This is a genomic window from Pseudoroseomonas ludipueritiae, assembly GCF_014490445.1.
Lineage (GTDB): Bacteria > Pseudomonadota > Alphaproteobacteria > Acetobacterales > Acetobacteraceae > Pseudoroseomonas > Pseudoroseomonas ludipueritiae.
In genome coordinates this window covers 2276-27518 of the sequence record NZ_JACTUZ010000048.1, presented here as the reverse complement: position 1 = coordinate 27518, position 25243 = coordinate 2276, and the positions used below count along the sequence as shown (strand labels likewise).

General features: G+C 63.7%; 25 protein-coding genes and 1 pseudogene. 11 read left to right on the top strand and 15 right to left on the bottom strand.

What is annotated here, in order from left to right; all coding sequences use genetic code 11:
- The 10 genes from IBL25_RS12445 to IBL25_RS12400 all read right to left on the bottom strand — a co-directional run.
- A partial coding sequence (locus tag IBL25_RS12445) for an IS5 family transposase (RefSeq protein WP_187778866.1) occupies positions 1 to 925 on the bottom strand: 925 nt, incomplete at its 3' end.
- Between the two features lie 287 nt (positions 926 to 1212).
- The gene (locus tag IBL25_RS12440; RefSeq protein ID WP_187778865.1) at positions 1213 to 1662 is read right to left on the bottom strand and encodes a glucokinase; all 450 of its coding nucleotides are present in this window, start codon (positions 1660 to 1662) and stop codon (positions 1213 to 1215) included.
- Positions 1631 to 1957, bottom strand: coding sequence for a BrnA antitoxin family protein (locus IBL25_RS12435; RefSeq protein ID WP_187778864.1), 327 nt, complete (start codon positions 1955 to 1957; stop codon positions 1631 to 1633). The genes IBL25_RS12440 and IBL25_RS12435 overlap by 32 nt, the downstream gene beginning before the upstream one ends.
- A gap of 128 nt (positions 1958 to 2085) precedes the next feature.
- The gene (locus IBL25_RS12430; RefSeq protein WP_187778863.1) at positions 2086 to 3300 is read right to left on the bottom strand and encodes a hypothetical protein; all 1215 of its coding nucleotides are present in this window, start codon (positions 3298 to 3300) and stop codon (positions 2086 to 2088) included.
- A complete protein-coding gene (locus IBL25_RS12425) occupies positions 3297 to 3716 on the bottom strand; it encodes a hypothetical protein (RefSeq protein WP_187778862.1) in 420 nt (139 codons plus the stop codon). The genes IBL25_RS12430 and IBL25_RS12425 overlap by 4 nt, the downstream gene beginning before the upstream one ends.
- A 531-nt stretch (positions 3717 to 4247) precedes the next feature.
- The gene (locus IBL25_RS12420; protein ID WP_456315865.1) at positions 4248 to 5177 is read right to left on the bottom strand and encodes a replication protein RepA; all 930 of its coding nucleotides are present in this window, start codon (positions 5175 to 5177) and stop codon (positions 4248 to 4250) included.
- A 280-nt stretch (positions 5178 to 5457) separates the two neighbouring features.
- The gene (locus tag IBL25_RS12415; RefSeq protein WP_187778861.1) at positions 5458 to 5784 is read right to left on the bottom strand and encodes a hypothetical protein; all 327 of its coding nucleotides are present in this window, start codon (positions 5782 to 5784) and stop codon (positions 5458 to 5460) included.
- Entirely contained in the window at positions 5781 to 6470 is a 690-nt protein-coding gene (locus tag IBL25_RS12410; protein ID WP_187778860.1) for a ParA family protein, read from the bottom strand. Before IBL25_RS12410 ends, IBL25_RS12415 begins: the two co-directional genes overlap by 4 nt.
- 284 nt (positions 6471 to 6754) lie before the next feature.
- Positions 6755 to 6958, bottom strand: a complete 204-nt coding sequence (locus IBL25_RS12405; protein ID WP_187778859.1) for a hypothetical protein — start codon at positions 6956 to 6958, stop codon at positions 6755 to 6757.
- Positions 6959 to 6969: 11 nt separating this feature from the next.
- Positions 6970 to 7464 (bottom strand): hypothetical protein, encoded by a 495-nt coding sequence (locus IBL25_RS12400; RefSeq protein WP_187778858.1) that lies wholly within the window; start codon positions 7462 to 7464, stop codon positions 6970 to 6972.
- Between the two features lie 292 nt (positions 7465 to 7756).
- Between IBL25_RS12400 and IBL25_RS12395 the strand changes: the two genes are divergently transcribed.
- From IBL25_RS12395 to IBL25_RS12375, 5 genes are all read left to right on the top strand, one after another.
- Complete coding sequence (locus tag IBL25_RS12395) at positions 7757 to 8293, top strand: NYN domain-containing protein (RefSeq protein ID WP_187778857.1); 537 nt, start codon at positions 7757 to 7759, stop codon at positions 8291 to 8293.
- A 263-nt stretch (positions 8294 to 8556) separates the two neighbouring features.
- The gene (locus IBL25_RS12390) at positions 8557 to 10128 is read left to right on the top strand and encodes an ABC transporter substrate-binding protein (RefSeq protein WP_187778856.1); all 1572 of its coding nucleotides are present in this window, start codon (positions 8557 to 8559) and stop codon (positions 10126 to 10128) included.
- A 300-nt stretch (positions 10129 to 10428) separates the two neighbouring features.
- Complete coding sequence (locus IBL25_RS12385; protein WP_202986763.1) at positions 10429 to 12570, top strand: AAA family ATPase; 2142 nt, start codon at positions 10429 to 10431, stop codon at positions 12568 to 12570.
- The gene (locus IBL25_RS12380; RefSeq protein ID WP_187778855.1) at positions 12567 to 13700 is read left to right on the top strand and encodes a 5-methylcytosine restriction system specificity protein McrC; all 1134 of its coding nucleotides are present in this window, start codon (positions 12567 to 12569) and stop codon (positions 13698 to 13700) included. Before IBL25_RS12385 ends, IBL25_RS12380 begins: the two co-directional genes overlap by 4 nt.
- 633 nt (positions 13701 to 14333) lie before the next feature.
- A complete protein-coding gene (locus IBL25_RS12375) occupies positions 14334 to 14594 on the top strand; it encodes a hypothetical protein (RefSeq protein WP_187778854.1) in 261 nt (86 codons plus the stop codon).
- Positions 14595 to 14660: 66 nt separating this feature from the next.
- Here the strand turns inward: IBL25_RS12375 and IBL25_RS12370 are convergent, their stop codons facing one another.
- Positions 14661 to 14912, bottom strand: a complete 252-nt coding sequence (locus tag IBL25_RS12370; protein WP_187778853.1) for a hypothetical protein — start codon at positions 14910 to 14912, stop codon at positions 14661 to 14663.
- A gap of 124 nt (positions 14913 to 15036) precedes the next feature.
- Here IBL25_RS12370 and IBL25_RS27295 point away from each other — a divergent pair.
- Both IBL25_RS27295 and IBL25_RS26910 read left to right on the top strand, forming a co-directional pair.
- Positions 15037 to 15138: pseudogene (locus tag IBL25_RS27295) on the top strand (thermonuclease family protein); the annotation flags it as partial.
- A gap of 30 nt (positions 15139 to 15168) precedes the next feature.
- The gene (locus tag IBL25_RS26910; RefSeq protein ID WP_321210456.1) at positions 15169 to 15411 is read left to right on the top strand and encodes an excalibur calcium-binding domain-containing protein; all 243 of its coding nucleotides are present in this window, start codon (positions 15169 to 15171) and stop codon (positions 15409 to 15411) included.
- A 156-nt stretch (positions 15412 to 15567) separates the two neighbouring features.
- Here IBL25_RS26910 and IBL25_RS12360 read toward each other — a convergent pair whose 3' ends face one another.
- The gene (locus IBL25_RS12360) at positions 15568 to 16020 is read right to left on the bottom strand and encodes a GNAT family N-acetyltransferase (protein WP_187778851.1); all 453 of its coding nucleotides are present in this window, start codon (positions 16018 to 16020) and stop codon (positions 15568 to 15570) included.
- An 83-nt stretch (positions 16021 to 16103) separates the two neighbouring features.
- On the opposite strand from IBL25_RS12360, the gene IBL25_RS12355 reads away from it, so the two are divergent.
- From IBL25_RS12355 to IBL25_RS12340, 4 genes are all read left to right on the top strand, one after another.
- Complete coding sequence (locus tag IBL25_RS12355) at positions 16104 to 16280, top strand: hypothetical protein (protein ID WP_187778850.1); 177 nt, start codon at positions 16104 to 16106, stop codon at positions 16278 to 16280.
- A gap of 299 nt (positions 16281 to 16579) precedes the next feature.
- On the top strand, positions 16580 to 18127 hold the full coding sequence (locus tag IBL25_RS12350; RefSeq protein ID WP_187778849.1) for an MBOAT family O-acyltransferase: 1548 nt from the start codon (positions 16580 to 16582) through the stop codon (positions 18125 to 18127).
- A 2-nt stretch (positions 18128 to 18129) separates the two neighbouring features.
- Positions 18130 to 19218: a hypothetical protein gene (locus IBL25_RS12345; RefSeq protein ID WP_187778848.1), complete on the top strand. Its 1089-nt coding sequence runs from the start codon at positions 18130 to 18132 to the stop codon at positions 19216 to 19218.
- 74 nt (positions 19219 to 19292) lie between these two features.
- The gene (locus IBL25_RS12340) at positions 19293 to 21362 is read left to right on the top strand and encodes a hypothetical protein (protein ID WP_187778847.1); all 2070 of its coding nucleotides are present in this window, start codon (positions 19293 to 19295) and stop codon (positions 21360 to 21362) included.
- Between the two features lie 847 nt (positions 21363 to 22209).
- Here IBL25_RS12340 and IBL25_RS12335 read toward each other — a convergent pair.
- From IBL25_RS12335 to IBL25_RS26595, 3 genes are all read right to left on the bottom strand, one after another.
- The gene (locus IBL25_RS12335; protein WP_187778846.1) at positions 22210 to 22464 is read right to left on the bottom strand and encodes a hypothetical protein; all 255 of its coding nucleotides are present in this window, start codon (positions 22462 to 22464) and stop codon (positions 22210 to 22212) included.
- Positions 22465 to 23178: 714 nt separating this feature from the next.
- Complete coding sequence (locus tag IBL25_RS12330; protein WP_187778845.1) at positions 23179 to 24636, bottom strand: oligosaccharide flippase family protein; 1458 nt, start codon at positions 24634 to 24636, stop codon at positions 23179 to 23181.
- Positions 24637 to 24930: 294 nt separating this feature from the next.
- The coding region (locus IBL25_RS26595) for a transposase (protein WP_194433696.1) at positions 24931 to 25243 on the bottom strand (313 nt) is incomplete at its 5' end.

Sequence of the window (25243 nt, the reverse complement as noted above, 5' to 3'; positions counted from 1 at the left end):
TGCCCGAGCGTATCCGCGCACGCGCGGCATTGGCCTTGGCTTGTTGCTCGGAAAGCCCGCGCCGCGGTGGCCTGCGGAACTGGAGGCGTTCGCTCAGGCCGCGGCGCTCCAGGACCTCCAGATTGCGCTTGGTGCGGTAGGCGGTGTCGGCCCAAACGCGGCTGGCGGTGTTCCCAGGATCGAGCAGGCCAGCAAAGCTGCGGCTGTCATGCTGCGCGGCATCGGTGACTGTCCAGCGGCGGATCAGCCCGTGCCGCCGGTCGATGCCGATGTGGCTCTTGTAGCCGAAGACCGGCACCGCGATCTGAATGGCCTGGCGCTGATGGCCTTCTGGTTTGGGCTTGGTCCTGCCGCGCTTGAGCGTCCAGCGCGCATCGCGGTCCTTCTGCGACCGCTTGGCCCGGGACCAACCCTCCGGCGTGCCGCCCTCCCGAATGAGGGCCTTCTCCTCGATGGTGAGCTTCTGGCGCGGTGCGGCGATCAGGGTGGCGTCGATGATCTGTCCGCCCATGGCAAGATAGCCCTTGTTGGCGAGCACCTCATCAAAGTGGCGGAACAGGCCCTCGATAGCACCGGCCTGCTTGAGCTGCTCGCGATAGAGCCAGATAGTCTTGGCGTCGGGCACCGCCTGGTGCAGAGCAAGGCCCGCGAAGCGCATGAAGGACAGCCGGTCGCGCAGCTGGAATTCGGCTTGCTCATCCGAGAGGCTGTAGAGCGCCTGCAGCACCAGGACGCGGAACATCAGCACCGCGTCATAGGGCGGACGCCCGCCGCGGCTGCGATCCGACCGCGCCAGCGCCGCATCCAGCACCGGGCGGAAAATCTCGAAGTCGACCACCGCTGCAAGCCGCTCCAGCGGATCGCCCGCTGCGGAGAGCGCCGCATACCGCTCCTCGACATCGAAGAAGCCGGGCTGAGCCGCCATTCCTGCCACCTCCGCTGACCAGGGCGAGTGAATCAGATCAGCGCCTCAACAGCGAGGTTTTTAGAGGTCTCCGATTGGCTGAGTTGCGTCGCCGTCGCAAGCTCGGTGCTCTGGCTGCGTGAATTGAGCAAGCTGATCGGCCGGGCTGTCAGCGCTTCCCACCGCGCCAGATAGGGAGACCTGGTTCTATGTCGGCCACCTCTGCCCCTTGCCTCGCGGTTCGCCGGAGCCACGCGATCATCCTGCTGACGCGAAACAGGCTGCCTGAATGCGGCGGAGCGGCGCCCCTACCCGGCCCGATACAGGGCCGCACCGAGCAACCCTGTATGAGGCCGCGTGACCCGGTCAATCGGCACCGTCTCCAGATAGCCCGCCAAACGTCCTTTGGCGGTGAAGCCCTGCACCATGGCCTCTATGTCCAACAATGGTCCGAGGCCGCGGCACAGCGCGCCCGTGACATGCACACCGCCATCGGCGAGCAATGTCAGCACCAGATCCCCTGCCGTCGCACCCAGGATGGCGGAGAACATTCTCACCGCTTCCAGGCAGAGCACGCATCCTCCTGCCGCTCCCTGGCTCACCTCGGGCGGAGCACCGAACCGCTCCTGCGTCCATGTCCGGGTTCGCCTCGGCCTGGCGCAGCGCCGCGTTGCAGCGCTCCCGCCAGTAGCGTGCCTTGTTCGGCATCCTCTTGCCTTCTCCGGTTCAGCCCAGCACGGCCTTGCGCAGCATGGCATTGACGCGGCCCTGCCAACCCGGGCCAGTGGCCCGCAGCGCCGCCACCAGATCCGCGTCCAGCCGCAGGTTGATGGCCACTTTCGTAGGTGCCTTCTGTGGGCCGCGCATCCGCTTCTCGGGCAGGACGCGCGCCCTCTGGAAGGCCTTCACCATCTGCGGCCCCAGCACCTCGGCCGCCGGCCGGGCGCGGGCAAACATCTCCTCCGTCCATTCCGGGTTGTCCGGGTCCTGCGCGATACCGCGCTGAATGGCGGCCTCTTCCGCGCCCGTGTTCCGCCGCAGCTTTCGGGGCATGCACAGATTGTGGAGACAATCAGGGTTCACGCCAAGGCCTATCCAAGCCCCTGAGCACGATAACTCGCGCTTATCGTGATCGTGCCGAGGCAGACGTGGGCTTGCCACAATGATGCATGGCATCTGGTCTAGGTGATAACCCGGCACCGGGTCTCAACCTGCCTCGCTTGGCAAATCTGGCGCATCTTTTGGAGGAAGCGTTCGGCCTCGCGCCGGTCCTCCTCTTCCTCTCCGTAGCGGAGATGGGAGGAACCCTGGAAGAGGCCGAAGGCGGTGGACATGTGCAGGTCGACGTACCACTCCTCTTCGCCAAGGGACTTGCGGTAGGTGATGAGGAGTTCCCTTTTCGTCCAGACGGAGCTTCCCGGCGCCCGGGCGGCTGGGCTCTTGGTGAAGAGCCGTCTGGCGCTCATCTCGCCACTCGGCGGAGGCATTTCGATCGCCGCAGCCGCGGCCGAGATGATCTCCCGTAGGTCGCGCTCGGATAGGCTCTTCTCGAAGCTGATCGCGCCAACCAGATCGGTGCCGCCCTGCTCATATGGTTCGAGATATTCCAGAATGCCGAGGACCCTCCGCCCGTCCCCTTCCCTCGAGGCGATGGGCACGCAGTCGAACGGGATCTCGCCCGTGACTGTCCCCGACCAGGCCAGCTTGCAGACGGCATAGAGGTCGCTGTCCGTCTGCCCCTGATCGGCCGACTTCAACGTCCAGAGCTGGTGGCAGACCCCCTGCGCCCGTCGGCATTGGAAGATCTCGCCAGACCGGACAAGGTCCAGGATGGCGTTGAAGGCCGTGTCTCCGTTCTGAACCTCGCTTGTCGGGACCAGCGCAAGGCCCAGCCTGGTAAAGCTCCCCGGCGCCCGTTCGCCGGGGACCGGTCCTGGGCGGTTGTAGACGAGATAAGGAATCCGGATGACCCCCGCTATCGGCACATAGACATCATTCAGGGACCGGAGCCAATCGCCGTACAGGAAGGTAGCTTCCGTCGCTGTCACGCGCCGGTAGGGGCTCTGGGCCACCTTCAGGTCGACCAGGGAACTCTCGACGGCGGTCCGGCATTGGCCAGCGCCGGGAAAATTGCAGGCGACTGATGCCGACCGAAGCCTGCCAGATAGGGTGACGGCGTCGCGGGCGTCGAACTCGTACAACTCGGTGATCCGGCGGCGGAGGACCGCTGGCGAGAGCCTGTCTGCCCGGGATGTCCACGCGGCGACGATGGCTTCGAAGGAGCGCTTGCTCGGGCTGGTATCCAGAACCAGTGTCCGGCTGCTCTCCTGTGCAGCGGTTTGTCCCAGACCACTGCACAAGCCAGCGCAGAGGGTGAGGATTGCCAGCAGCCTCATGTCTTTCCTCCGGGCTTGGAACCTTGCGGGAAGAGCCGGGCGATGACGTGATTGCAGACGCCCGTGCATAGGCTCAGCGATACGGTGAGCAACGTCTTCAGCAGACCAGGTTCCAGGGCGGGACCGTCGCCTCGCTGGGTAATCCAGAAGACGATGCAGGATGCCATCGCCATGACGAAGTACAGCCCCATGCTTCCATAGGCGAGCAGGCCAAGGAGTGCGCCGCGTTCCGGATCGAGCGGCTGGGCCGGGACCGATCCGGCCGCGAAGACCGCCGCAAAGCTGAGATAACCAACAAATACCGGAAGGGCGATCTGAGACAGGTCGAAGCTGAACTGGTGCCCGCCTGGGAAGCCGAGGATCGGCGCGACGATGAAGAAGAGCATGGTCACGCCGATGAGGAACAGGTTGCCCAATACGACGTTCCTCCGGAGACCGGCGGCGGAGATCATCCGGGGATTCGGGACAGTCTGGCTCGGCACCAAGGCGTCCTCCGGTGAGCGGTCCGGGGCGTCAGTATGTCCGAAAGCCCTGGCGCCCAAATAGATCTGATAACGTAACAGAAAGCTGTCCGGGCTTCTAGAGCAAGCCCTGTTCCGGTGGAGTCACTGAAATCTTCGGCTTATCGTGTTATTACTTAAGCTTGTGGCGGGATCGCCGCATTCCTTGCGCCTCTCCCCTCCCCTCCCCTGCCCTGCGCTACCTGACTGGCACGGCTGACCTCATACCGCACCACAAGCGGCACCTTACGTTCGGAGGGCGAATGGCGGATCTTGAAGTACTGCGGGGACACCATGCGGTCCTTGGGCACTACAACATGTTGCTGATGCTAAGCCACCTGCTGCACGGCACGGCCATGGGTCACTACGACTACTGACTGGATCGGCAAGCGCTGCCGAAGCCGCAAATCTGCCAAGCCGGCGATAGGCGTCAGTAAAGTCCAAGCGTCAGGAGAGTCCAAGCTTTGGTATTGCTGGACGAGACGGGTGCAGCACCATGCCGTCCCCATCGATCTCGACCCTAGCCTCGGGGTAGACTGCAACGGCTAGGTTTAGAGCCTCCGTAAAGGTCGGCTTCATCTGCCGCACATGCTTGAACCCGCCACCAAATTGCGTGTGCAAGGACAGCCAGCTGATGGGTGTCGGCCGCGTCAGCGAGTGCAGCCGGTAGGCGAGCCAGATGTAGATGTCGATGGCCATGGAGCGGGTGCCAATGACCCGGATGGCCTCTTCTCTGACCGGCACGGGGTGCTCACGGAGAGAGCGCAAGAAGCCCTCGTCCAAGCGAACCTTCTCCTGCCAGAGGTTCGCCTGTTCTGGATCGGAGAGCCCGGCCAAGGAGATGCCGCCGGCGACGAATGCCCCGTTTTCGAATTGCCGAGCGCCTGGCCTATCGAAGTAGAATGTCAGACGGCAGGCGGAGATCCGGCGGGCCTGTTCAGCTACCAGTTGGTAGGTGCGGCCGCCAACCGGAATCGACATTCGTGATAGCCAAGCGTTCATGCTCCGGCCGAGCTCGACCTCGGCGCAGCCTGTGCGAATGGCTTCCGTCTGCAGATAGAGCAAGATCAGGCGGGCAATGGACCCATATGGCACGCCGATTGGCTTGCCCTGTTCGTCATGGCCAGAGGCCACGAGCAACGTGGTCTGAGACGCAGACCGTCGCCAGACCGGCTCTTCAATGCGCTTGTGAGGCAGGCTCGTCATGGCAAAGCCTGCATGGGTAATGCCTAACCGAGATTCTTCCTCAGCCATGATGGCTGCGGCTGCATCAACGACTTGGCGCTCGCCTTTCGTGGCAGCCATGGCGCGGGCCCCTTCGATCCCGTGCTTGGCTATGCGGCTATGAACATCACCCATGGGCACACTATGGCTCAAGGCTGCGCTTCTGCCCCCCTTGGACTTTACTGACACGAGCTATTCGAGGTTATTAGATTCTAACTATTAGATTCGTCAGTAGAGTCCAGGGGATAACTCGCCATTTGTCAGTGAAGTCCAAAGGTGCGTCAGCAAAGTCCAAGCTCCCTTCGGATCCACCTGTGGACGAATCCGAGAGAGGCGTCAGCAAAGTCCAAACTGGGTATGACGTCATCTTGGTCACCACCTGTGGTATGCTGAGTATGCCCCTACCCCGCCTATAGGGTATATCCCCCTATCTTTATATATCGCGTCGAGCTCGTCGGCGGTTATCAGGTGGGTTCACATCGGCCTCTGGCACAGGATAGCCCGCGTCGCGCATGAGACGGGCAAAGAGGCGGCGTGTGCTCCCTGCCTTCTCTGCCGCTTCCGCGATCAGATCTGCAAATTCTTCGCTGGCCTTGAAGTTGACCTGGACAACGGCGGCTGGCCGTTCCCGCAGGGCGGGCACGGGCTGCGGGACGACTGTGGGCGCAGGAGCAACGACAGGTGGCAGAGATGCGGTGGCAGGCGCCAGTTGTGCGGCGAGCTCAGCGCCCGAGATGCGCTTCGGCTTGAAGGCGCTCATGCCGCTGCCCCTTCTTTGCCGCTATCGGGGCTATCGGGGCTATTGGGCATAGGTGGTATAGCCCCCTTCCCGGCTAGCTCGGCAATCAACGCGGAGACTTGCTGTGCCACCTTCCCACGGAGTGGTACCGATCCGCTGAAGCTGAGCTTGATGAAGTCGGTCAGGTCGGCCAGAGCGTGGTCAAGCACCGGCAGTTTCTCAGCTTGTAGGTTCTCCAGAGTGGCACGCTCCACCAAGCCGTTAGCCTTCCAGCGGGTTGGTAGCACGCTATAGGGTATAGCCCGTCTAGCCGCCTTGCTTAAGCTGGTGACCTGCTGAGCAGTCCGCAGTGCTTCGCGGATGTTGTCGCGGTCGGGCATGCATGGAATGAGGACGTGATCGGCCATGCCGATAGCGGATGCCGCTGTGAGGTTCTCGAAGCCGGCCGTATCGACCAGAACGATGTCATGGGCATCAGCGAGCTCACCAGCTACGTCCACGACCCGGACGTGATCCACCTCGCTGCAGGTGGTGAAGGCCGGCCCCTCGTAAGCCTCCTTGACCCATGAAGCGAACGATTGGTTGCGGTCGGCATCAACCACTGCGACTCGATAACCCGCAGCTGCCATGCTGGCTGCCAGCACTTTCGTGGTGGTCGTCTTTGCGCACCCGCCCTTACCGGATGCGATAGTCAGGATAGAACCCATTTCCCCATATTCCCCTACCCGCCTATGTCGATAGCAGCCTTTCGGCATATCCGGGTAGGGGCAAAGCAAATGATAGGGGGATATCCCCATATCTTACATCAGGTTGTCGTCGGTCGCTTGCCGGTCAGGCACAAGGCGAGTTCCCGCAGCCCAGGCGCGGCACGGTCAACTGCTTGAACACCACATGCGGATATCCAGCTACCGGATAAGGGGATAGGCAGAAAGCAGAAGATAGGGGGATATGCCCCTATCTTACTCTGGTCTGCCGAAGGCCGTTTTGCTGGTCAAGCATAGGCAAGCTCCCGTGGCCCAGGCACGGCAGGGTAGGCGGGCTCAACGGTGACGTGCTGGGCCAGAAGCTCGGCCGCCTCAGACAGCCGTTCGTCCAGCAGCAGGTCGTCCACCTCAGCCCAGTGGTCGGGATGCAGGCGTCCTTGCTTCAGCGCCAAGGTTGCCGCTTCGCGGATCTGCTTTGGGCTGCGCGTCATGGGCTGGCCTGTCACTTGGGCGCTCCACTCTCCGGCAGCAGATCCTGCCACTCCACAGGGCGGTAGCCCCAGTCCGGACCAGGGTTGGGCGCACACCACTCGCCCTTGTCGTTCACGCCCCAGTCGTGAAAGGGATCAGCCAGTGACGGGAACAGCAGCCCCGCGGCGGCACGGTAGAACTGCCGGTCGATGTGCATCCGGGCCTCGGCGCTGTCTCCATCCACCAAAGTTTTGAGGGTGTCAGCGCGTGCCATGGCGCGGCGACCCTGGCCATCGGCCTCCCAGAACGGGTTTGCCGGATCCTGAAGGCAGACCTGCCGCAGCGCACTGTCGGCGCTGGCCAGCGCCAGGTGATAGGCCTGCACCAGCCGGAGGAGCTCGGCCCGGCCCAGGTCATCGAACGGTGTCTCGCCCCATCGCAGGCTCTCGGCCGGCTTCATCCGGTCGCGCGAGGGCAGGCCGCTGGCCGGCGGCCACGGCGCGCCGGGTGTCTGCTGGTCAGTCATGCCAGCTTCCTGTGCGCCGACTGCCTGTGGATGCAAGAGCCGGTCGGACCATCCTTGCCGGTATTAACCTTCCTGGTGCGACGTCCCACTGGTCGGCAGGTGCGGTGTGGGGTGGTTCAGCCGCACGCTGAGGAGCGTTGATGAGGCGAGGGAAGGGGGCATTCTCACCACCGTTCACGACCACAGCCGCTCTGCGCGTGGAGCGGCAAGAGCCCACGCCGGTTCTCGCCATGAATCCGCCAAGCTAGTCTCACCAAGAGAACCATCAGACCCACCGCAGCAAGGCGTCTCCGTGCACCTGGCCTACATTGACTGCAGCAACCTGTTCATCGAGGCGCAGAAGGTCAGCGCTCTCGCCCGCGGCTGGGCCCGCAGCCTGGCCGAGGTCAACCAACAGGGGCCCATCGACTTTGGCTACCGGCTCGACTTCCACCGCCTGATGGCGCTGCTGCGCGAGCTGGAGGAGCCGGTACACGCCACGGTGTTCGGCTCGGTCACCGACGGCAATGAGGGATTGTGGCCGCATGCCGAGGCGGCCGGCTTCGAGGTGCGGGTGGTGGAACGCGCCGCCTCCGGCCGCGAGAAGCGGGTCGACACCGGCGTGGTCACCCGCATCTGCCGCGATGCCTACCTGCTGGGGCATCCGGGCAGGGACCGCATCACCTTGGTGGCGGGCGACGGTGACTACGAACCGATGGTGCGGCAGCTGGTGGCCGACGGCTTCGAGGTGACGCTGCTCTACTGGTCGCATGCCAGCCGCGAGTTGCAGGCGGTGGCCAGCCGCTTCTACCCGCTCGACGCCTACCTGGAGGATCTGGCGCTGCATTGAGGACCCGCTGCCCGCCACCACCGGCCAGGAACTTGTCCCCAGATCGCGGGGACAGAGCTGTGGATCACCGGGTGGCCAGGCTGTGCAGGGGAGGGGAGGGTCGTCCTTGAGTGTCCGCTTCCCGGATCTGGCGCCTGGTCTGGTTAACGCTGGCTTGCACCAGTTGTATCCTGACGCCTGCTATCATGGCCTCGGCCATTTGTCCGTTGAGGCACTTGGCCAGGCTGACCGCCTGATCTGACTGCGGGGAAGGGAACAAGACGATGGGTGCGAACTGGCGTATTGCTGCGGCCGTGCTGGTCTTCGGTGCGGCGGCGTCTGCCGCGCAGGCCGCCGATCTCAGGATCGGCGTCAGCGCTTTCCCGCTCTCGGTCGATCCCCACTTCTACAATGGCATCGGTGATCGGAACCTCGCCCTGCACCTCTTCAACCGGCTGGTCGAACAGAAGGGCGATATGTCCCTGGCGCCCGGCCTCGCCACCGAGTGGAAGCTGGTGAGCGACACGGTCTGGGAGTTCACCCTGCGAGAGGGCGTGACCTGGTCCGACGGTCGGCCGCTGACACCGGAAGACGTGGTCTTCTCCCTCACGCGTTCCGCCAACATCCCCAACAGCCCGCTTGGCTACGCGCCGTTCACCCGTGACATCGCCAGCATCGAGGTGGCGGGGCCGTGGACGGTCCGCATCACCACCAAGCAACCCTCGCCGATCCTGCCGGCGAACCTGAGCGCCCTCTCCATCGTCGCCAAGCAAACGGTGGAGGGCAAGGACAGCGGTGACTTCGACAACGCCGCCGTCGCTGCCGGCACCGGCCCATTCCGCTTGGTCTCCTTTACCCGCAACGACCATGCGGTGATGGAGCGCAATCCCGCTTATTGGGGCGAGAAGCCGGAATGGGACCGGGTGGAGATGCGCTTCATCGCGAATGAGGGTACGCGCAGTGCCGCCCTCCTGGCCGGTGATGTCGACATGATCGACGCGCCCAGCCGCAACGACCTGCCGCGCCTGCGCCGGGACGAGCGCTTCCGCGTGGTCTCCGCGCCGGGCAACCGCTCCATCATGCTGCTGCCCAATGTCATCACGGAAGGCGATTCCGCCGAGGCCGCCGACAACGATGGGCAGCCGCTGGCGCGGAACCCGCTGAAGGACCTGCGGGTGCGGCAGGCCTTGTCGCTGGGCATCGACCGCAAGAGCCTTGCCGAGCGGGTGCTGGAAGGGACCGCCCAGGCCGCGGGGCAGTTCATGTGGCCGGGCGCCTATTCCTATACGTCTGAAATCGGCATTCCGGCCTTTGATCAGGCGCGCGCCAAGGCGCTGCTCGCGGAGGCAGGCTTTCCCAGTGGCTTCCGCCTGACGCTGAGTGCCTTCGCCGACCGGCCGGATTTCCGCACCGTCGCGCAGGCCATTGCGCAGATGTGGACCCGCATCGGCGTGCGAACCGAGGTCAATGCCGTGCCGGCCTCGGTGTATCTCGGGCGTGGCGCCAAGCACGAGTACCTGATGCCGTTCTTCAGCTGGGGCGTCAGCACGGGCGAGGCAGGCTATGTGCTGAACAACCTCTTCATCACCATGGACAGCAAGACCGGCGCAGGGCCGGCGAACTGGGGCGGCTATTCCAATCCGCAACTGGACGCGCTGATCACCCGGGCGCAGTCCACCATGGATGATGCGGCACGCGAGGCCCTGCTCATCCAGGGCCAGAAGATTGTGGCCGAGGATGTGGCGGCGATCCAGCTGTACCAGCTCGTCAACTTCTGGGCGACGCGGCGCGGCGTGACCTACGAGGCGCGGCAGGACCAGCGCACGATCGCCACCAGCGCGCAAAGCGTACGCTGACGTCTGATATGCTTGGCAGCTTTATCCTCATATGCCAGTTCTGAACTACAACTTCGGAAGACGACCTAGCGGAGGCTTCGCCCTCACACCGGCCATTTTCTTCACGAAGTCGCCTCTCCAAAAGCGGACGTGGTCGTCCGCACTCCGTATGGCTCAAGTTGAGCAGGCGGCGACAAGCTAGAAGCGGCCTACCCCCGACGGCGCCGGATCGCCATGTGGCGCACCCGCTGCCGGGCACTTGCGCTCCGTCTCGAATCTGGCGGAAATGGGGCGTGCACCAGAGCCCATGGAGCAGCTGCGTTGAGTTTCACCTGGATTCCCTTCTATGAAGACCTAGCGCACCGTCTCCTAGACTGGGAGGACCGCCAACCAGAGCTGGTCGCCTTCCTCGAGCGCCTTCGAGGCGCGGAGCTGCCCGCAACGCCAGTGAGTGACCGCGACGTTACCGGGGCACGCGTACCACTACGCGAGATCGATCCCTTCACCTTCCTTGGTGCGTGCAACCGAACGCTGCGACACGAGCAACGCCTCCTCATCGTTATAGAGATGGGCCGCTTGCTCGGCACCGCCGTCCCACCTCCCTCCGATTTTGACGGCATTCCTGTGCTGAACAACCAGCGGTCCTGGTTCTTCTCCTACGCCGACGAGCGGAAGCCGACCGACGTGCCGGCGCTCTGGCGCACCTTCCGTTTGGCGCTAGGGCAGTCGCCGTTAGAGGACCCTGCCTTCGCTGAGAGCTTCGACGCAGCGCTCGCGGTCCGCGGCGTGAACATCAACTTGACGATGGGCCTCTTCTGGATCCGCCCGCGCGTTTTCCTCAACCTCGACTCGACGAACCGCGCCTACTTGGGCGAGGATCTGCCGCGGGGTGGCCTTTCCTTCCAGGGATACCGCGACATCCTCACCCGCGCAGCCTCCCGCTTCGCGAGCTTTCCTGACCTATCCCTCGCTGCATGGCGACGCTCAACCGAGGAAGGAGGCGCGCCGCCTGCCGTAGAGTCGGCACACCCCTCGACTGAACCGACCTACTGGATGGTGGGCGCCTTCTGGGACGGCAGCGATCCTCCGGATCAGACCGCGCGGTTCCGGCAGGAGGGGATTTGGGAGAACGGCTACACGGACAAGTACCTCGACGAGGTCCGGAGCATGGCGGTCGGCGACCGCATCGCGATTAAAGCCGCCTTCTCGCAGAAATCGGGCCTGCCCTTCGACGCTGGTGGCCGTACGGTCGCTTGCATGGAAGTTAAAGCGGTTGGGACAGTAGTGAAGAACCGCGGCGACGGCCGGGTCGTTGAAGTGGAGTGGGAGGACCAGTCGCCGCCCGGCAGGTGGTACTTCTACACGTCTAGACGGACGGCATGGCGTCTCCGCCGAGGGCAACAGGCCGAGGAGTACACCCGTCGCCTCATCGACTTCGCCTTCCGCGGGGTGCCCCAGGACTATGAGTGGTTCCGGCAACGATCTGGGAATGAAGATGCCGTACCCGACCCTGTCGTGCCGGACAGCCCGGCAGGAGATGACGAGCCGGCGCCACACGGACCCACGCTGCGGCCCTACGCTCTGGAGGACATGGTCGCGGAGGGAGTCTTTGTTCCCCAAGAGGACCTTGCGCGCGCCCTTGACCGGCTTCGCTCGAAAAAGAACCTAATCCTTCAGGGACCACCTGGGGTCGGCAAGACCTTTGTCGCCCGTCGCCTCGCCTACGCGCTGATGCAGGAGGAGGATCCGGCGCGGGTCGAAACTGTGCAGTTCCACCCCTCCTACGCATACGAGGATTTCGTACGGGGCTACCGCCCTGTGTCGGGTAAGGCTGGCACCTTTGCTCTGCAAGACGGGGTTTTCCACCGCTTCTGCCAGCGCGCGGCGAAGGATCCAGACCGCGACTATGTCTTCATCATTGATGAGATCAACCGCGGCAACCTCGCTGCCATCTTCGGTGAGTTGCTCATGCTGCTCGAGGCCGACAAGCGGGGGCCCGACTTCGGCGTGCCGCTCGTCTATCAGCACGACAAGGAGGAAGAGCGCTTCCACGTCCCGCCGCGGCTCCACGTGATCGGCATGATGAACCTCGCCGACCGGTCACTCGCCATGGTGGACTTCGCGCTACGCCGCCGCTTCAGCTTCCTCACGCTTCGCCCTGCCTACCGGAGCGACAATTTCCGCGACTGGCTCACCGAGCGGGGGATGGACCTTGCCCTCGTCGAGCGTATCGTTGAGCGCATGGCCACACTGAACAAGGTGATCTCTGCCGACCCACTCCTCGGCGACCACTACGAGGTCGGCCACAGCTTCTTCTGCCCGAAAGGCCGGGACTTCTCCGGCCTCGACCGCGCCTGGTTCGAGGGCATAGTTGAAACCGAAATCGCACCGTTGCTGGAGGAGTACTGGTCTGATAACCGCGGACGCGCGCAGGAGGCTCACCGAGCGCTGCTGGCCCTGTGATCGATCCCTCGGTGCTAAGCTCGGAAGATCACGTGGAGATAGGGGCCACAACGCTGTCAGGCATCCCTATCCGCAACGTGTGGCACATGCTCCTTTACGCGTGGGGCGAGGCTGCGGCGGTGGAGCGGTGGCAGCGCGAGGCCGAGGCGGCACCGAGCCTCGATGCGCTGCTCGCATCCGTCCTCCTCCGCCTCGTCGAGCAGCGCCTGCGGGTCGGTCTTGGTCGGGGCTACGATGTGGAGGCTGCCTCCATCCGCGGCATCCGCGGGCGCATCGACTTCGCACAGAGCCTCAAGACTCTCGAGTTTGAGCGTGGAAAGGCTTATTGCCGCTTCCACGCCTTCACTGCGGATATCCCGCGGAACCGGACAATCCGCGCGGTCCTCGACCGCCTTGCCAAGGCCGGTGAATTCGGCCCTTTGCCGGGGCACGCGGCGGCGCTGCGCCAGCGGCTCCGGCGGCTGGTCCGTGACCTCGACGAGATCACTCCCGTCTCTCCCCGCCCGGGGGTGGCGGCACGCGAGACAACTGGGCGCAACGACGGCGACTACCGCCTCATGCTCGCGATCTGCGAACTCGTGTTGCGGCGGCAGATGCCGACCGAGGCGGGCGGGGCGGGCAGTCTCGGGATCAACCGCGACACTCTTACCCTCCATGCCGTCTTTGAGCGGTTTGTCGCGACCTTCCTTCGGGCGCGCCTATCCGGCTGGCACGTGCAGTCGCAAAAGGTTCTCGCGTGGCCTACCTCGGGCACCCCGCCTCTCCTACCGACGATGCAGGCCGACCTCGTCCTACAAGAGGTCTCGACTGGCCGAATTGTGTTGCTCGACACGAAGTTTACAGCCGCGAGCCTTGTCGCCAACCGCTTCGGCGAGCACAGGCTCGACAGCAGCCATCTCTACCAGATCTACGCCTACCTCCGCTCTCAGGAGGAGTTCTCGGCCGCGCACCGCTACGCCACTGGCATCCTCCTCTACCCTGCGGCGGCTTGGCACCTGTCGGAGAGGATGGAAGTGCAAGGTCACCTCATCCGGGTTGAGACGGTGGACCTCACCCGACCATGGCCGGAGGTGGAGAATCGGCTGCTCGCGGCCGTTCGCGACGAGGAGGCGGGGCGTATGTCCCTATAGCGCTCGAGCGCATAATCCTAGCATCTTGCATTTTCGACCGGCCCAGGCCATGGCTGGAACTGCGGCATTTGGCGCTCAACCAACCATGTGACACCGGATGGGAAGGTTATCGTGCGGCTCTGGCCGCGGCGGATGTCGCAGATGGGTGGACAGCGGACGTAGCTCCGACGATGCTTCATAGATGGGCCCGAAGTCGAACATCGATTATCACCGCATCCGCCAAATTGGCTGGGACAATTGGGACCCAATAGGCCTGCGCCAAATTGACCCGAATGCCTGGCAGGAGGACGCTGCTGACGAGTACGACAGTTATGTGCTCCACGTCGTCAGGCTTCTACAGAATGGCCAATCAGTTTCAGACGCAGTGGCCTACTTGGATGAGATAGCTTCTGAGCACATGGGCCTCGGTATGAGGCTGGAGCTCCACCAGGCCTCGCAGCGAACAGTCGAAGCAATAGCGGAATATCTTCGTACTTTACCCAAAGGTCCAAAAACTTAGTCGGCAATGGGTCGAACTCGGAACTAGGCAACAATTGCGGCAGCCAGCCGCCCGCTGGCGAGGTGAGCATGCCGAGCGAGACTTATCGGCCGTGACAGCTTGCACTGCACGCGATATTGGCAGCAGGCGTTAACTTGAGCGTTGCAATGCCCATAAAGCAGATTGAACAGGTGATCGATCAAGCCAAGCTTGGGCATCGAACTGCCGCGTCCAACTGGCTCAGGATCTTGGACAAGTGGATCACCGATCATCAGGCTGGATTAGGGGAGGGCTTACCAGCCACCCTGGATCAGGCGGAGGATCTGATGCGCCGCCTCCGAGAAGCCCTCGCGATAAAATCAACCAAGGCCCTGGCAGAAGAGATGCGGCAGCGGCCTCGTGGCAGAAAACGCTGATCGTGGGCACCGCTGCGCACTTCACAGCGGAATGCATGCTTGTGCTGCCGGCTTGCGGCACAGGCCTCAATAGCCCATCCGGACCCGCCGGATCTGCTCCAACTCGTCAGGGCTGGGTTTCACCTCAGCGATGTAGGAGCAGAGGATATCCTCGGCGGCGTCGCGCATGTCTCCGGGTGGGAACCGCCTGACGACGAACGCCATCATGCTCAAGGCGCCGATCTTGCTGTCCCGTTTGCCGTCCGTGATGACCTTGCCGATGATCTGCAAACACGCGTCCAGCTCCATGGTGAGGCTTTGCAGGCCAGGCGGTGTCATCAGGGTTCCCTTGCACACTCATTGTGGTTGTGCATCAGAAACGCCATGGCCAGCCGCATCAGCCAGTCGGGATTTGTAAGCTTTCTCAGCGGGTGAGCTTGCAGGTGACGAAGCGCTCGACGTCAACGCCGAGCTGGTGCGCCGCGGCGCCGCCTGGGTCTACCGGCAGTACAACCGGGACCCGGCGCTGCCGCCGCTGGAGACGGAAGCCCGTCAGGCCAAGCGCGGCCTCTGGGCTTTGCCGGCCAGTGAGCAGGTGCCGCCCTGGACCTGGCGGCGGAACGGCGGCCGGGCCACCGCGACCTCGCAGTCATCAGCTGCGGGAAGGACAGGTTCCACGGCGCCCTCTAGCAGTGCCGCCGGCCTGAGCTGCGGCAGCAAGCGCACCTGCACCCAGATGAGCAGCTGCGCCGAGGCGCAGTTCTACTTCCGCCAGTGCGGGCTGAGCCGGCTGGATGACGACCGTTACGGCGTGCCCTGCGAGCGGCTGTGCCGCTGATAGAGCTCAGGATTGCGGCAACTCCTGCTGGACCCACCCCTCCGCACGCGAGGCCGGAGATTATCGTGCAGATCAGGCCGCTGCGGATGTCCGAGATGTGGAAAGCGGGCGTCAGGCTGAGCCAAAGGCGGGGTGGTACAAGACCTCACCCACCGGCTACTCCCCCTGGAAGCAGAGGCGCTGAAAGTATTCGGCCGGAACGCCTGCAAGCATGAGGGCAGGGTCCGGTTCGAAGCCGAAGCGGGCGTAGTAGGTCGGGTCACCCAACACGACGCATCCGCCTGCCCCAGATGCCCGAAGTCGGTTCAACCCGTCCTCGGTCAGGAGCCGACCGACACCCTGCCTCCGCTGGCTGCGCTCGACAGCCACGGGGCCAAGGCCAAACCAGTCAGGCATCTTCCCGGAGATCCTGATCGGGGAGAAAGCGACATATCCCACGACCACGCCGTCCTTGATCGCAACAAGAGAAAGCGTCAGGGCGCTGCCCGCCCGGAGGGCATCAACAATGTCGGCTTCCGTGCCGCTGCTATGCGGTGCGTCCTGGAAGGCAGCCGTCACGAGGGAGCGGATCGGCTGCACGTCGGCAGCATTTTCGAGGCGAACAAACATCTCTTCGGCTTACTGCAGCGTCGCAGGCTGGCAAGAGTGCAAGGGCTGCTTTGGTCGACAGCGGTCATGGCCGGCAGTGCGTGATGGCACTCAGCCGTCTCGGTAGCGGGCGGGACGGGCGCTTTGTTCTGGGCATGCTGGTGCTCTGTCGCAGCCTGCTGCTCTCCACCTCGCCTGCCCTGCCGCCGACTTTCCTGGGCGAAGTGGTCGGCATCCAAGAAGGCGGCACCTCAACCCTGCTTACCTCCAAATACCGGTAAGCGGACAATAAATCATCAAAAAAGAGAATAACGTCGACATGTGGCCTGGCTGGGGAGGCTGGCTGGGTAAGTTGGACCTGACGACGTAGCGACAGAGCAGATTGCGAACCAATTTTGAGACATTCGGCCAATCGAGACTGTTATTTACACAAAAATGTTATTGCCACATTTGGTTCGAAAGCCTATCGGTTTTTCAACCAGCAGCTAAGCAGGGAGTAGTTGCTGGAGATCCTCATGAACCGCCTGTGCCGGAGCCGCTCCAAGCTGGCCCATGTCCCCACCCACCGGCGACCTGCGCGATGATCTTCAATTCCTACGGGTTCGTGCTGCTATTCCTCCCGGCGGCTCTGGCGGTCTTTCACTTCGCCAACGCGCGCAAGGGGGCGGCCGGCGCCGTGTCCTCGCTGCTGTTCTTCTCATTGCTGTTTTATGCGTTGTGGGATGTGCGCTACCTCGCCCTGTTGCTGGCATCCACGACTGCCAACTACCTGGCCGGTCGGCATATTCAGATCCGGCTCGAGGCCGGCCAGGGCCGCGCCGCTGGCGCCATCTTGGCACTGGGCGTCGCCGCCAACCTCGCCGTCCTGGCTGGCTTCAAATACCTTGCCTTCGCCACGGCCAGCCTGAATGCCGCCTTCGGCATCCAGCTCCCCCTGCCGGAGATCCTGCTGCCGCTCGGCATCAGCTTCTTTACCTTTGAACAGCTGGCCTATCTGGTGGACATCCATCGCGGTAGTCCGGCGGAGCGCAGCCTGCCGCGCTACACGCTGTTCGTGGTGTTCTTTCCCCGCTTGGTGGCCGGGCCGGTGCTGCGGTATTCCGAGATCGGTCCGCAGATGCCGCAGGAAAAGCCGTTCCGGGCGAGCTCCGGCGACCTCGCCGTGGGTCTGACCCTGTTCTCCATTGGCTTGGCGAAAAAGGCCTTCCTCGCAGACTCCATCGCACCTTACGCCAACAACGCGTTCAACGAGGTCGCGCTAGGCGGTCAGCCGGATCTCCTTCTGGCCTGGGGCGGTGTGCTGGCCTACAGCCTGCAACTCTACTTCGACTTTTCCGGCTATTCCGACATGGCGATCGGTACGGCGCGCTGCTTTGGGCTGCGCTTCCCGGCCAACTTTGCCTCCCCCTATCAGGCCACCAGCATCATCGAGTTCTGGCGGCGCTGGCACATGACCCTGTCGCGCTTCCTGCGGGACTACCTCTACGTTCCGCTCGGCGGCAACCGGCGGGGAACGCTGCGCCGTCATGTTAATCTGATGCTGACCATGATCCTCGGTGGACTTTGGCATGGCGCGAATTGGACCTTCGTCGCCTGGGGCGCCTTGCACGGTGGCTACCTGATCATCAACCACGTCTGGCTGCGGCTCACATCGTCTCATCCACGCCTGCGCAGCGCGCTGACGTCGTGCCCGGGGCAGCTCGGTGGCTGGGCCCTGACCATGGTGGCTGTGGCGGTGGGCTGGGTCTTCTTCCGCTCGCCGGATCTTGCGGCGGCGGAGCGGATGCTGGCCGGCATGGCAGGCGCCAACGGGATGACGCTGCCCGCGGGGCTGCTGGATCGTCTGCCCATCCTCCAGAGCCTCGGCTTTACCGGTTCCGACGCTTCCGGCTCGCGCTTCATCGCGACGTGGCTTTGGTGTCTCTTGCTGGGCCTGATCGCTGTGGCCCTGCCCAATTCCCAGCAGATCCTGGCCGATGCCACGCCCGTGCTGGAGGACGTCCGGCAGCGCGGCAGCCGGTTGCGCTGGCGGATGTCTCGGCGCTGGAGCTTCGCGATGGCGGCGCTGCTGTTGATCGGGTTGATGTCCATATCCCGTGGTGGGGAGTTCCTGTATTGGCAATTCTGAGCATGGCGCCGCTGCGCTATCTGGCCGCTGGCTTCGGATTCGCCGGGCTGCTCGCCACCCTGGTGGGCGGCATCAACATCCTCGTCGATCCTTGGTATGTCTTCGGCATGCCCGGCATACCCGGCATCAACCAGCGCCGCCCTGCGGCTGCGGACCGCCCCTGGTCGGCCAAAGAACACCTCCTGGACCGCACCTGCGCCGACACCCTTCTGTTGGGCAATTCGCGCATCGAGTCTGGCCTGGACCCGGAAAGCCCGGCGTGGCCTGCTTCCACCGGCATCGTTTTCAACGCGGCTGCGGCGGGTGCGGCGCCAGATTATTCCCTTGGCATGCTGCGCCGCGCCGTCGCAGGCGGCTGCCCGCCACAGGCCGCTATCCTATCAGTGGACTACCCAGACTTCCTGGTCCCGTCCTCCTCCAACCTGACGCAGCCAGTGGGTAGCGCTGGGCACCCCTGGCTGGCTGCAGCACGGGACCAGCTGGAAGCCACCCTGACGCTGGGCGCCTTGCAGGACAGCCTGGCCACTCTGGCCAGCCAATGGAGCCAGGACGGCCGAACCCTCACCGCACAGGGGTTCAACCCCTTGGCTGAGTATGCGGAAATTGCATCCGTCAGCGGCTACCACACCTTGTTCCAGCACAAGCTGCGGCAGTTGGAGCGGGAGTTGCGCACCGCGCCGCGCGCCGCGTTGCAGGAAAGCAGCAGCAGACCGCTCAACACGCTGGTCCGTACCATCCAGTTCGCAAAGGAAGCCGGCATCACGCTGCACCTCGTCATTCCGCCCTATCATGCGAGCTACTTGGACTTGATCAGCCGCATGGGTCGCATGGACGAGTTCCAGGCATGGAAGGACGTCGTCACGCGTGAAGCGCAACGCGCAGGGCTGCGGCTGATTGACTTCAGCGCACCACACGCTCTGACCGCCGAAGCCATCCCTGCCGCGGGAGACCGCGCGACCAAGCTCCGTTACTATTGGGAAGGCGGGCACTTCAAGAGCAGCTTGGGTGACCACATGATCGAGCACCTGTTCAGCACTGGAACCTTCGGCATGGCTCTGACAAGCCCCACTGTGGCGTCGAGCGGCCCATGAACCATGCTGGTGGTTTGCGCATAGGCGAGAAGGCGATCGCTGCTGCGGGTGCCTCTGACCAGGAAGGGCCGGGTTTGACGCGCCGCACTGCCCTTGGGGCCGGTGCGTTGGCAGGACTCGGCGCCCTGTTTCCCCGCACAACCTTCGGCGCAGTCACGGCCGCCCCTCTGCCAACACCAGGTCCCGGCGAGCTTGTCAGCCTGATGCTGGAGGGCTCTGGCGCGCCGGCGGGCACTGTGGCGGTGTTCGGACAGGCCTTCCATCCCGGTGACCTGCCCCGTGGTCAAGGGTTGGCGGCCCGCCGAGCCGACGGCGGCGTGCTAACCACACAGCATGACGTTGTGGCGCGACACCCGGACGGCTCGGCCCGCTTTGCCATCGTCAGCATTGCCCAGTCCTTTGCGCTGCCTGCCGGCCGCTCATCCGGCATTGTGCTGTTCACGACCGGCGAAGAGCAGCCGGCAGATCCGCAGCTGCCCGCTGACCTTGCTGCACGTCAGCTGCTGCTGGAGGTCATGCCCCAGAGCGGCGGCGAGCCCTGGCGCGTCGACCTCATCGCACTCCTGCAGGCGCAGAAGCCGGAGGAGCGCGACCTATGGCAGGCCGGCCCCTTGGCTTGGCAGACGCGACTCACCCTGCCGGTGCCACTCTGGGCCGTGTCCGGCGTGACGTCGCTGCGGCTGGTGGCGGACGTGGCCTGGCACCAGGACGGCACGGTCGGGGCCGACCTCTGGATGCGCAACGACGTGTCCATGCAGCCGGGTGGCGGGGCCGTGGCTTACGGCCTCAGGGTGGTGCTGGACGGGAGAGAGATCCTGCAGTTACCTGAGCTGCGACAAGCGCAGTACACCGCATTTGGTCGCCGCGTTGGCCTTGCCAGCAACCGGCGTCCTGCGCCCGTGCCGCCTCTGGTCCGGCATAACGTCACCTATCTTGCCAGCACTGGCGCCGTGGCACGTTACAACCTGCCGGTTGGTGTCAACGCTTCCTTGCTGGAGGGATATGCTCGCTCCGCTGGCGGAGCGAACTGGAACCGCCCTTTCAACCCGCGCGGCATCACGCAGGACATGCCGATGACCGGTGGCCGGGGCGATATCGGCCCCACCACGCAGCCGCAAGCAGCGTGGCTGATGACTGGAGACCGCCGTGCGGCAGAATATTGCATCGGGCAGGCCGAGGCCGCCGGTGCCATCCCCTGGCACCATTGGGACGCGCAGCCCGGCGCAAGCGGCTGGCTGAATGTCGCCCACTGGCCGCGCCTGTGGACAGACGGGCGCGGCGGCCCGCCCCCAGGCGGGCTGAGCCAGCCCGTCACCGATGCGGGTGGGTGGACGCCGGAGGGAGCGCACCAGCCGGACCTGTGTTTCGTGCCCTTCCTGCTGACCGGTCGGCGCGCCTTTCTGGACGAACTGCAGGCCCAGGCCGCCTGGAACATCATGTCGCACTGGCCAGACCCGCGCGGCGGGGCCGAGGCCAATATCGTGCGCGGCCAGCAGGTTCGCGGCATGGCCTGGGCCCTGCGCCAGCTGCACGAGGCGGCCTGGATCAGCCCCGATCGCGACCCGCACCGAACCAGCTTCGCGGCGCAGGAGGACCGCAACTGGGCCTGGATGGCCGCGCAGCTGCCGCAATGGAGCGAAATGCAAGGCGAGGCCTTTGGCCGGGTGCTGAGCCCCTACGAGCCGCTGACGGAATTGCGGCCCTGGCAGCAGGACTTCCTGGCCTCGACCGCTGCTGCCGCCGCACGGAAGGGCAACCCGCAGGCCCGAGCAGTGCTGGCCTGGATGAGCAACTTCCTGGTCGGCCGCTTTCAGTCCGGCAACCAAGGCTTCAATCCCCGCGACGGCGTCGCCTACATCATCGCCAATGCCGGGCAGGGGCAATCGGCGCCCTACCGCAACTGGGCCGAGATGGGACGAGAAACCCGGGCACGGAACTGGTCCAACGGCAAGGGATGGCAGCGCACGGAAGGCAACTACGCGCAAACCGCGCGCATGGCTCTGGCCGGCATCATCGATGTGCTAGACACTGCGGAAGCCAAACAGGCTTATGCCTGGCTCGTCGGCTCCGGGGCACCCTTCACCCAGGCCAGCGACTTCGCCAGAGATCCCACCTTCAACATCGTCCCACGTGGTCAGGTGTGACGAATCGGCGAGCTGAGCCCTTCGCCTGCAACTGCGCCCCCTTTTCCATTGGGGCCGCCGGTGACGTCGGCAAGTTGATGGGCGGTCGCCGGGATCACGAGATGAGGCAAGCTGACAAGATGACGTCAGAGCTGGCTACTCACCTTGGATACTGCTGTCCGACGAAGGCCATCGGCCCCACGGTCTAATAGGTCCTGAATTAGCTCGCAGTTTGCACCCAAGCTGCGACGGCGTCGGCAGAGGTCAGGCGACACCCAGTACCTCGATGAGGTGTTTCTGCGCATCAACGGTGTGTGCATTATCTTTGGTGAGCGATGTACCAGCACGGCGTGGTGCTCGGCATCCTCGTGCAGGTAGAATGGGATGCTGCCAAGCGTTCATCAAACGCTCCTCACCAGCCCTAAATACAAGCCATGTCGGCTGGCCGCGAACGCGCTGGAGAGTTTTGGCATAGCAGCGCGAGCTTCTGCCTGAGACCCGTCACCGGGTCAGCCGCTACCTGAACAACTGGGCGGAGAACTCGCATCGGCCGACCGGCGGCGAGAACGCCACGTGTCGCGTCTAAAGTCACCTGAGCAGGCCTGGCAGTTCCTGTCGGCACACAACATGACTGAGGCCATTTCCGCCCTCGTTGGCACCTGATGACGCCTGGCGAGTACCGGCATGACCAGACCAGGGCTATCCGAAACTGGCGGCAGGAAACCTGTCCCCAAGTGGCTTCCTGATCACACGATCGGACTGGTCTTCTCGGCGAACAACTTGCCGATGCCTGCACAGAGATTAAAAGACAGTATGCCCTGGTTCGCTCGGCCCTGCAATCTTATCTGGCTGCAGCCGGTTTGCCCGGTCAAACCCTTCGGCGAATCAACGTCCACCAGCGATAGGACCAGAGCCGACGCTGCGGTTCTGAACTGCGCGCGACCTGCCATGCCTGATAAGCGTGACGGCTCGGAAATATCATCTCGCGACCGTCGATCATGATAGTGTAGGCACCCGGGCCGTAAGGGTGCAGACGTGCAGGCCGCCCCGCCCGCACCTCGCCGAGGTACCAGCGCTCCACATCGACGAACGGTGGCAGCACGTCTCGGTTGACCGGCGGCATCCGCTCCGGCAGGAGCGACCGGAGACCACGTGGCGAGGCGATCTTAGGGAGCGTCGCAGCATGGCGCTGTATGGCTTGGTGAGCTTGCTCAGTTTCGGTATCCCGCAGCAGTTCGCCAGACCGAAGTAGGGACCTGCCGGGTGCCGAAATGAGATCAATTAGTCGGCGCCAAAGATGCCTGGGGCGGGTAGGCACCTCCAAAGACGCGACGTTCGAGGTGGAAGCGCTTCGGCAAAACCGATCCTCGCTTCTGCCGCTCATTCGCAGACTGCCGTCTTCACATCCGGCCAAGTGATCCGCTGGATTTGTTTGTTTCTGAAGATGCATTCTTCAGTTTCTCTTTTTTGAACATTTACAAGTGTAAGAAGAGAGCACAGTTTTCGTTACGGAGAAAGCTCGATCTGCTGTTCCGATGAAAAATTGTTAAGCTAGGGAGTGTCCTGGCTCGCTCACCGCCAATGGAGGGATGGCAGCGTCAAGTTAGTGGCCCGTGGTCTGCTCCCCGGCTCTGGTAAGGCATGCCGCTCCGCAGGTGGCTGTTGCACGCCTCAATGTAGGGCCTTGTCGTAGGCTTTCCTGGCCTAGAAAGGTCAGGCTCCACTCCGTTCAGATGAACCCACTGGTCCAGCATGAGACTGCCGAACTCCGTCCCGTTAGTCGCTTATCTTCGGCCGGCTTTGCTCACGTGCTGGCCGGCCGGATAGCTCGCTTCTTCTAAGGTGAAGGCAGTAACGCCGGGCTGCGTAGGCGGGACAGCAGGCGCCGCCCCTCGTCGAATAACGGATGGCGCGTGAGCCGAAGCGTGCAGACCCAAGCAAGGACACCGGCTCCGACTCCCGCCACGACCACCGGAAGCGGCGTATGCGCGGACCAACCATGGAACGCCATTACGATCGCGGCGGGGATACCCGCAGCTGCCGTCAGGAGCAGGCTCTCGCCGTAGATCCGGACGTAGTCGTTCCAACGTGTGTCCGTCATGCGTTCCAAGTCCGAACGGTAGAGGGCGACCGTCAGGACCGCCTCGACCCCTTTCATGGCGGCGGCGGCCGGCAGGCTGATAAGGCAGCCAGCTATAAAGAGGGCAAGCGAAAGTGGTGCGCGGAACAATTCGATATGCATCTGCCGCGCTGTCTTTCCCGAGATGATGAAGACGTCGTGGCTGATCATAATCGGCACCAGGAGAGCTGCCGAGACGGCTAAGATGCTCAGCAGCACGATCATCTCCGACCAATCATCTCCGAACAGGACGATGACGATTGGTCCGGCGATGATGGCGATACCGGTGAAGGCGGGCCAAAGGAACCCTGTCAAAATCCGCATGATACGCAAGTAGCTGTGCCGCAGTGACTGTCCCTGGCGCTTCTGTTCAGCGAAGTCGACAAATAGCACTCGAATAAGGACAATCTGGAGATTCTCCCACAGAATGCTCGTGAGGCCCGACGCGCGAGAGAAAAGGCCGAGAGCTGTAAGACCGAGGATTTTGCCGAGCATGAGTTCGGCCAGCCGTCCCTGAAGGTTGCTGGTGAGCGAGAGGGTTAGCATCTGCATGCCGTACCGAGTTACCTCGCGCCACTCTTGGAGCCCAAGACGAAGGCGCACCCACTCGCGCCCAAGAATGTTGTTCATTGCCATCGCCACGATGGCGCTGATGACCTGCCCATACCCGAGGCTCATATAGCCATGGCCTGCATAGGCGAGGCATAAGGTCGCGATGTTGGCGATGCTATAGCGCGCGATGTTGACAGCCGCGACCGCACGGAAGTCGGCGCGCCGCTCGATCGCGGCCGCAGGAATAATCTCGAAGGCATTTATAAGTGGTGGAGCCGCCATGAGGAGAAGCAGGTGCCTCACACCAGGCTCCTCGAGTACAGCTTCGCCGAGCAAGCCAAGCCCTGCGATGACAACTGCAACAAATGCGGAGAGGAGCAGGCCGATCGTGAAAACCGTGGCGAGCATTGTCTCCGTCATCGCCGATGCCCGGACGATGTACGATCCGAGTCCGACAGACCGGATGACCGACAACATACCGGCGATGGAGAGGGCAACGGCAAAGATCCCCATGTCATAGGGGCCGAGCAGCCGGGCGATAAGGATCGACACGACAAGCTGTAGGGCGACAAGACTGCCCTGGGCAGCTGCCAGCCAAGCCACGCCTCGACGGATAGAAGACAAGCCTGCTTCCCCTCACATTACTAGACTGTCGGGAAAGGCGGCCGCTGTTAGGCGATCTACCCAGGCCAGGGCGCTCAGGAGTTCCCAAACAGGTCTAGTTTGCTTAAGCTCTCGTCGCGATAGCAGAACGTTCGATTTATAATCAACTTTCCGTGATTGTAGACATAGCAATGTTTTAGAGATGGTTTGATCCCAGTTGGGCATCTCGGACGACTGCTGTTGAATAGCTTTTCGTGAACAGGATTGCCGCTTCAGGTCGCGACGCGCCCTTGCTGAGAGCCCGTTTGAGAATGCTCATGGGTGGGCGATGCGCCGGATGAGGAGTGCGCCCATGCTGACGTGGATCATGGCTTCGGAGACATCGCAGCGGCGTTTGTAGTCGCGAACCAGACGGCGCCAGCGGGTCATCCAACCGAAGGTTCTCTCCACCACCCAACGGCGTGGCAGGACCTGGAAGCCTTGCTGGCCTGCCAGCTTGCGCACCACCTCGATGACGAAGTCACGGTAGGCAGCAGCACTCATCAGCTTGCCGCGGTCATAGGCGCCATCGGCGAACAGATGCTTCAGCCACGGCCAGCGCTTGCGGATCGCCTTGACGATCCGCTCC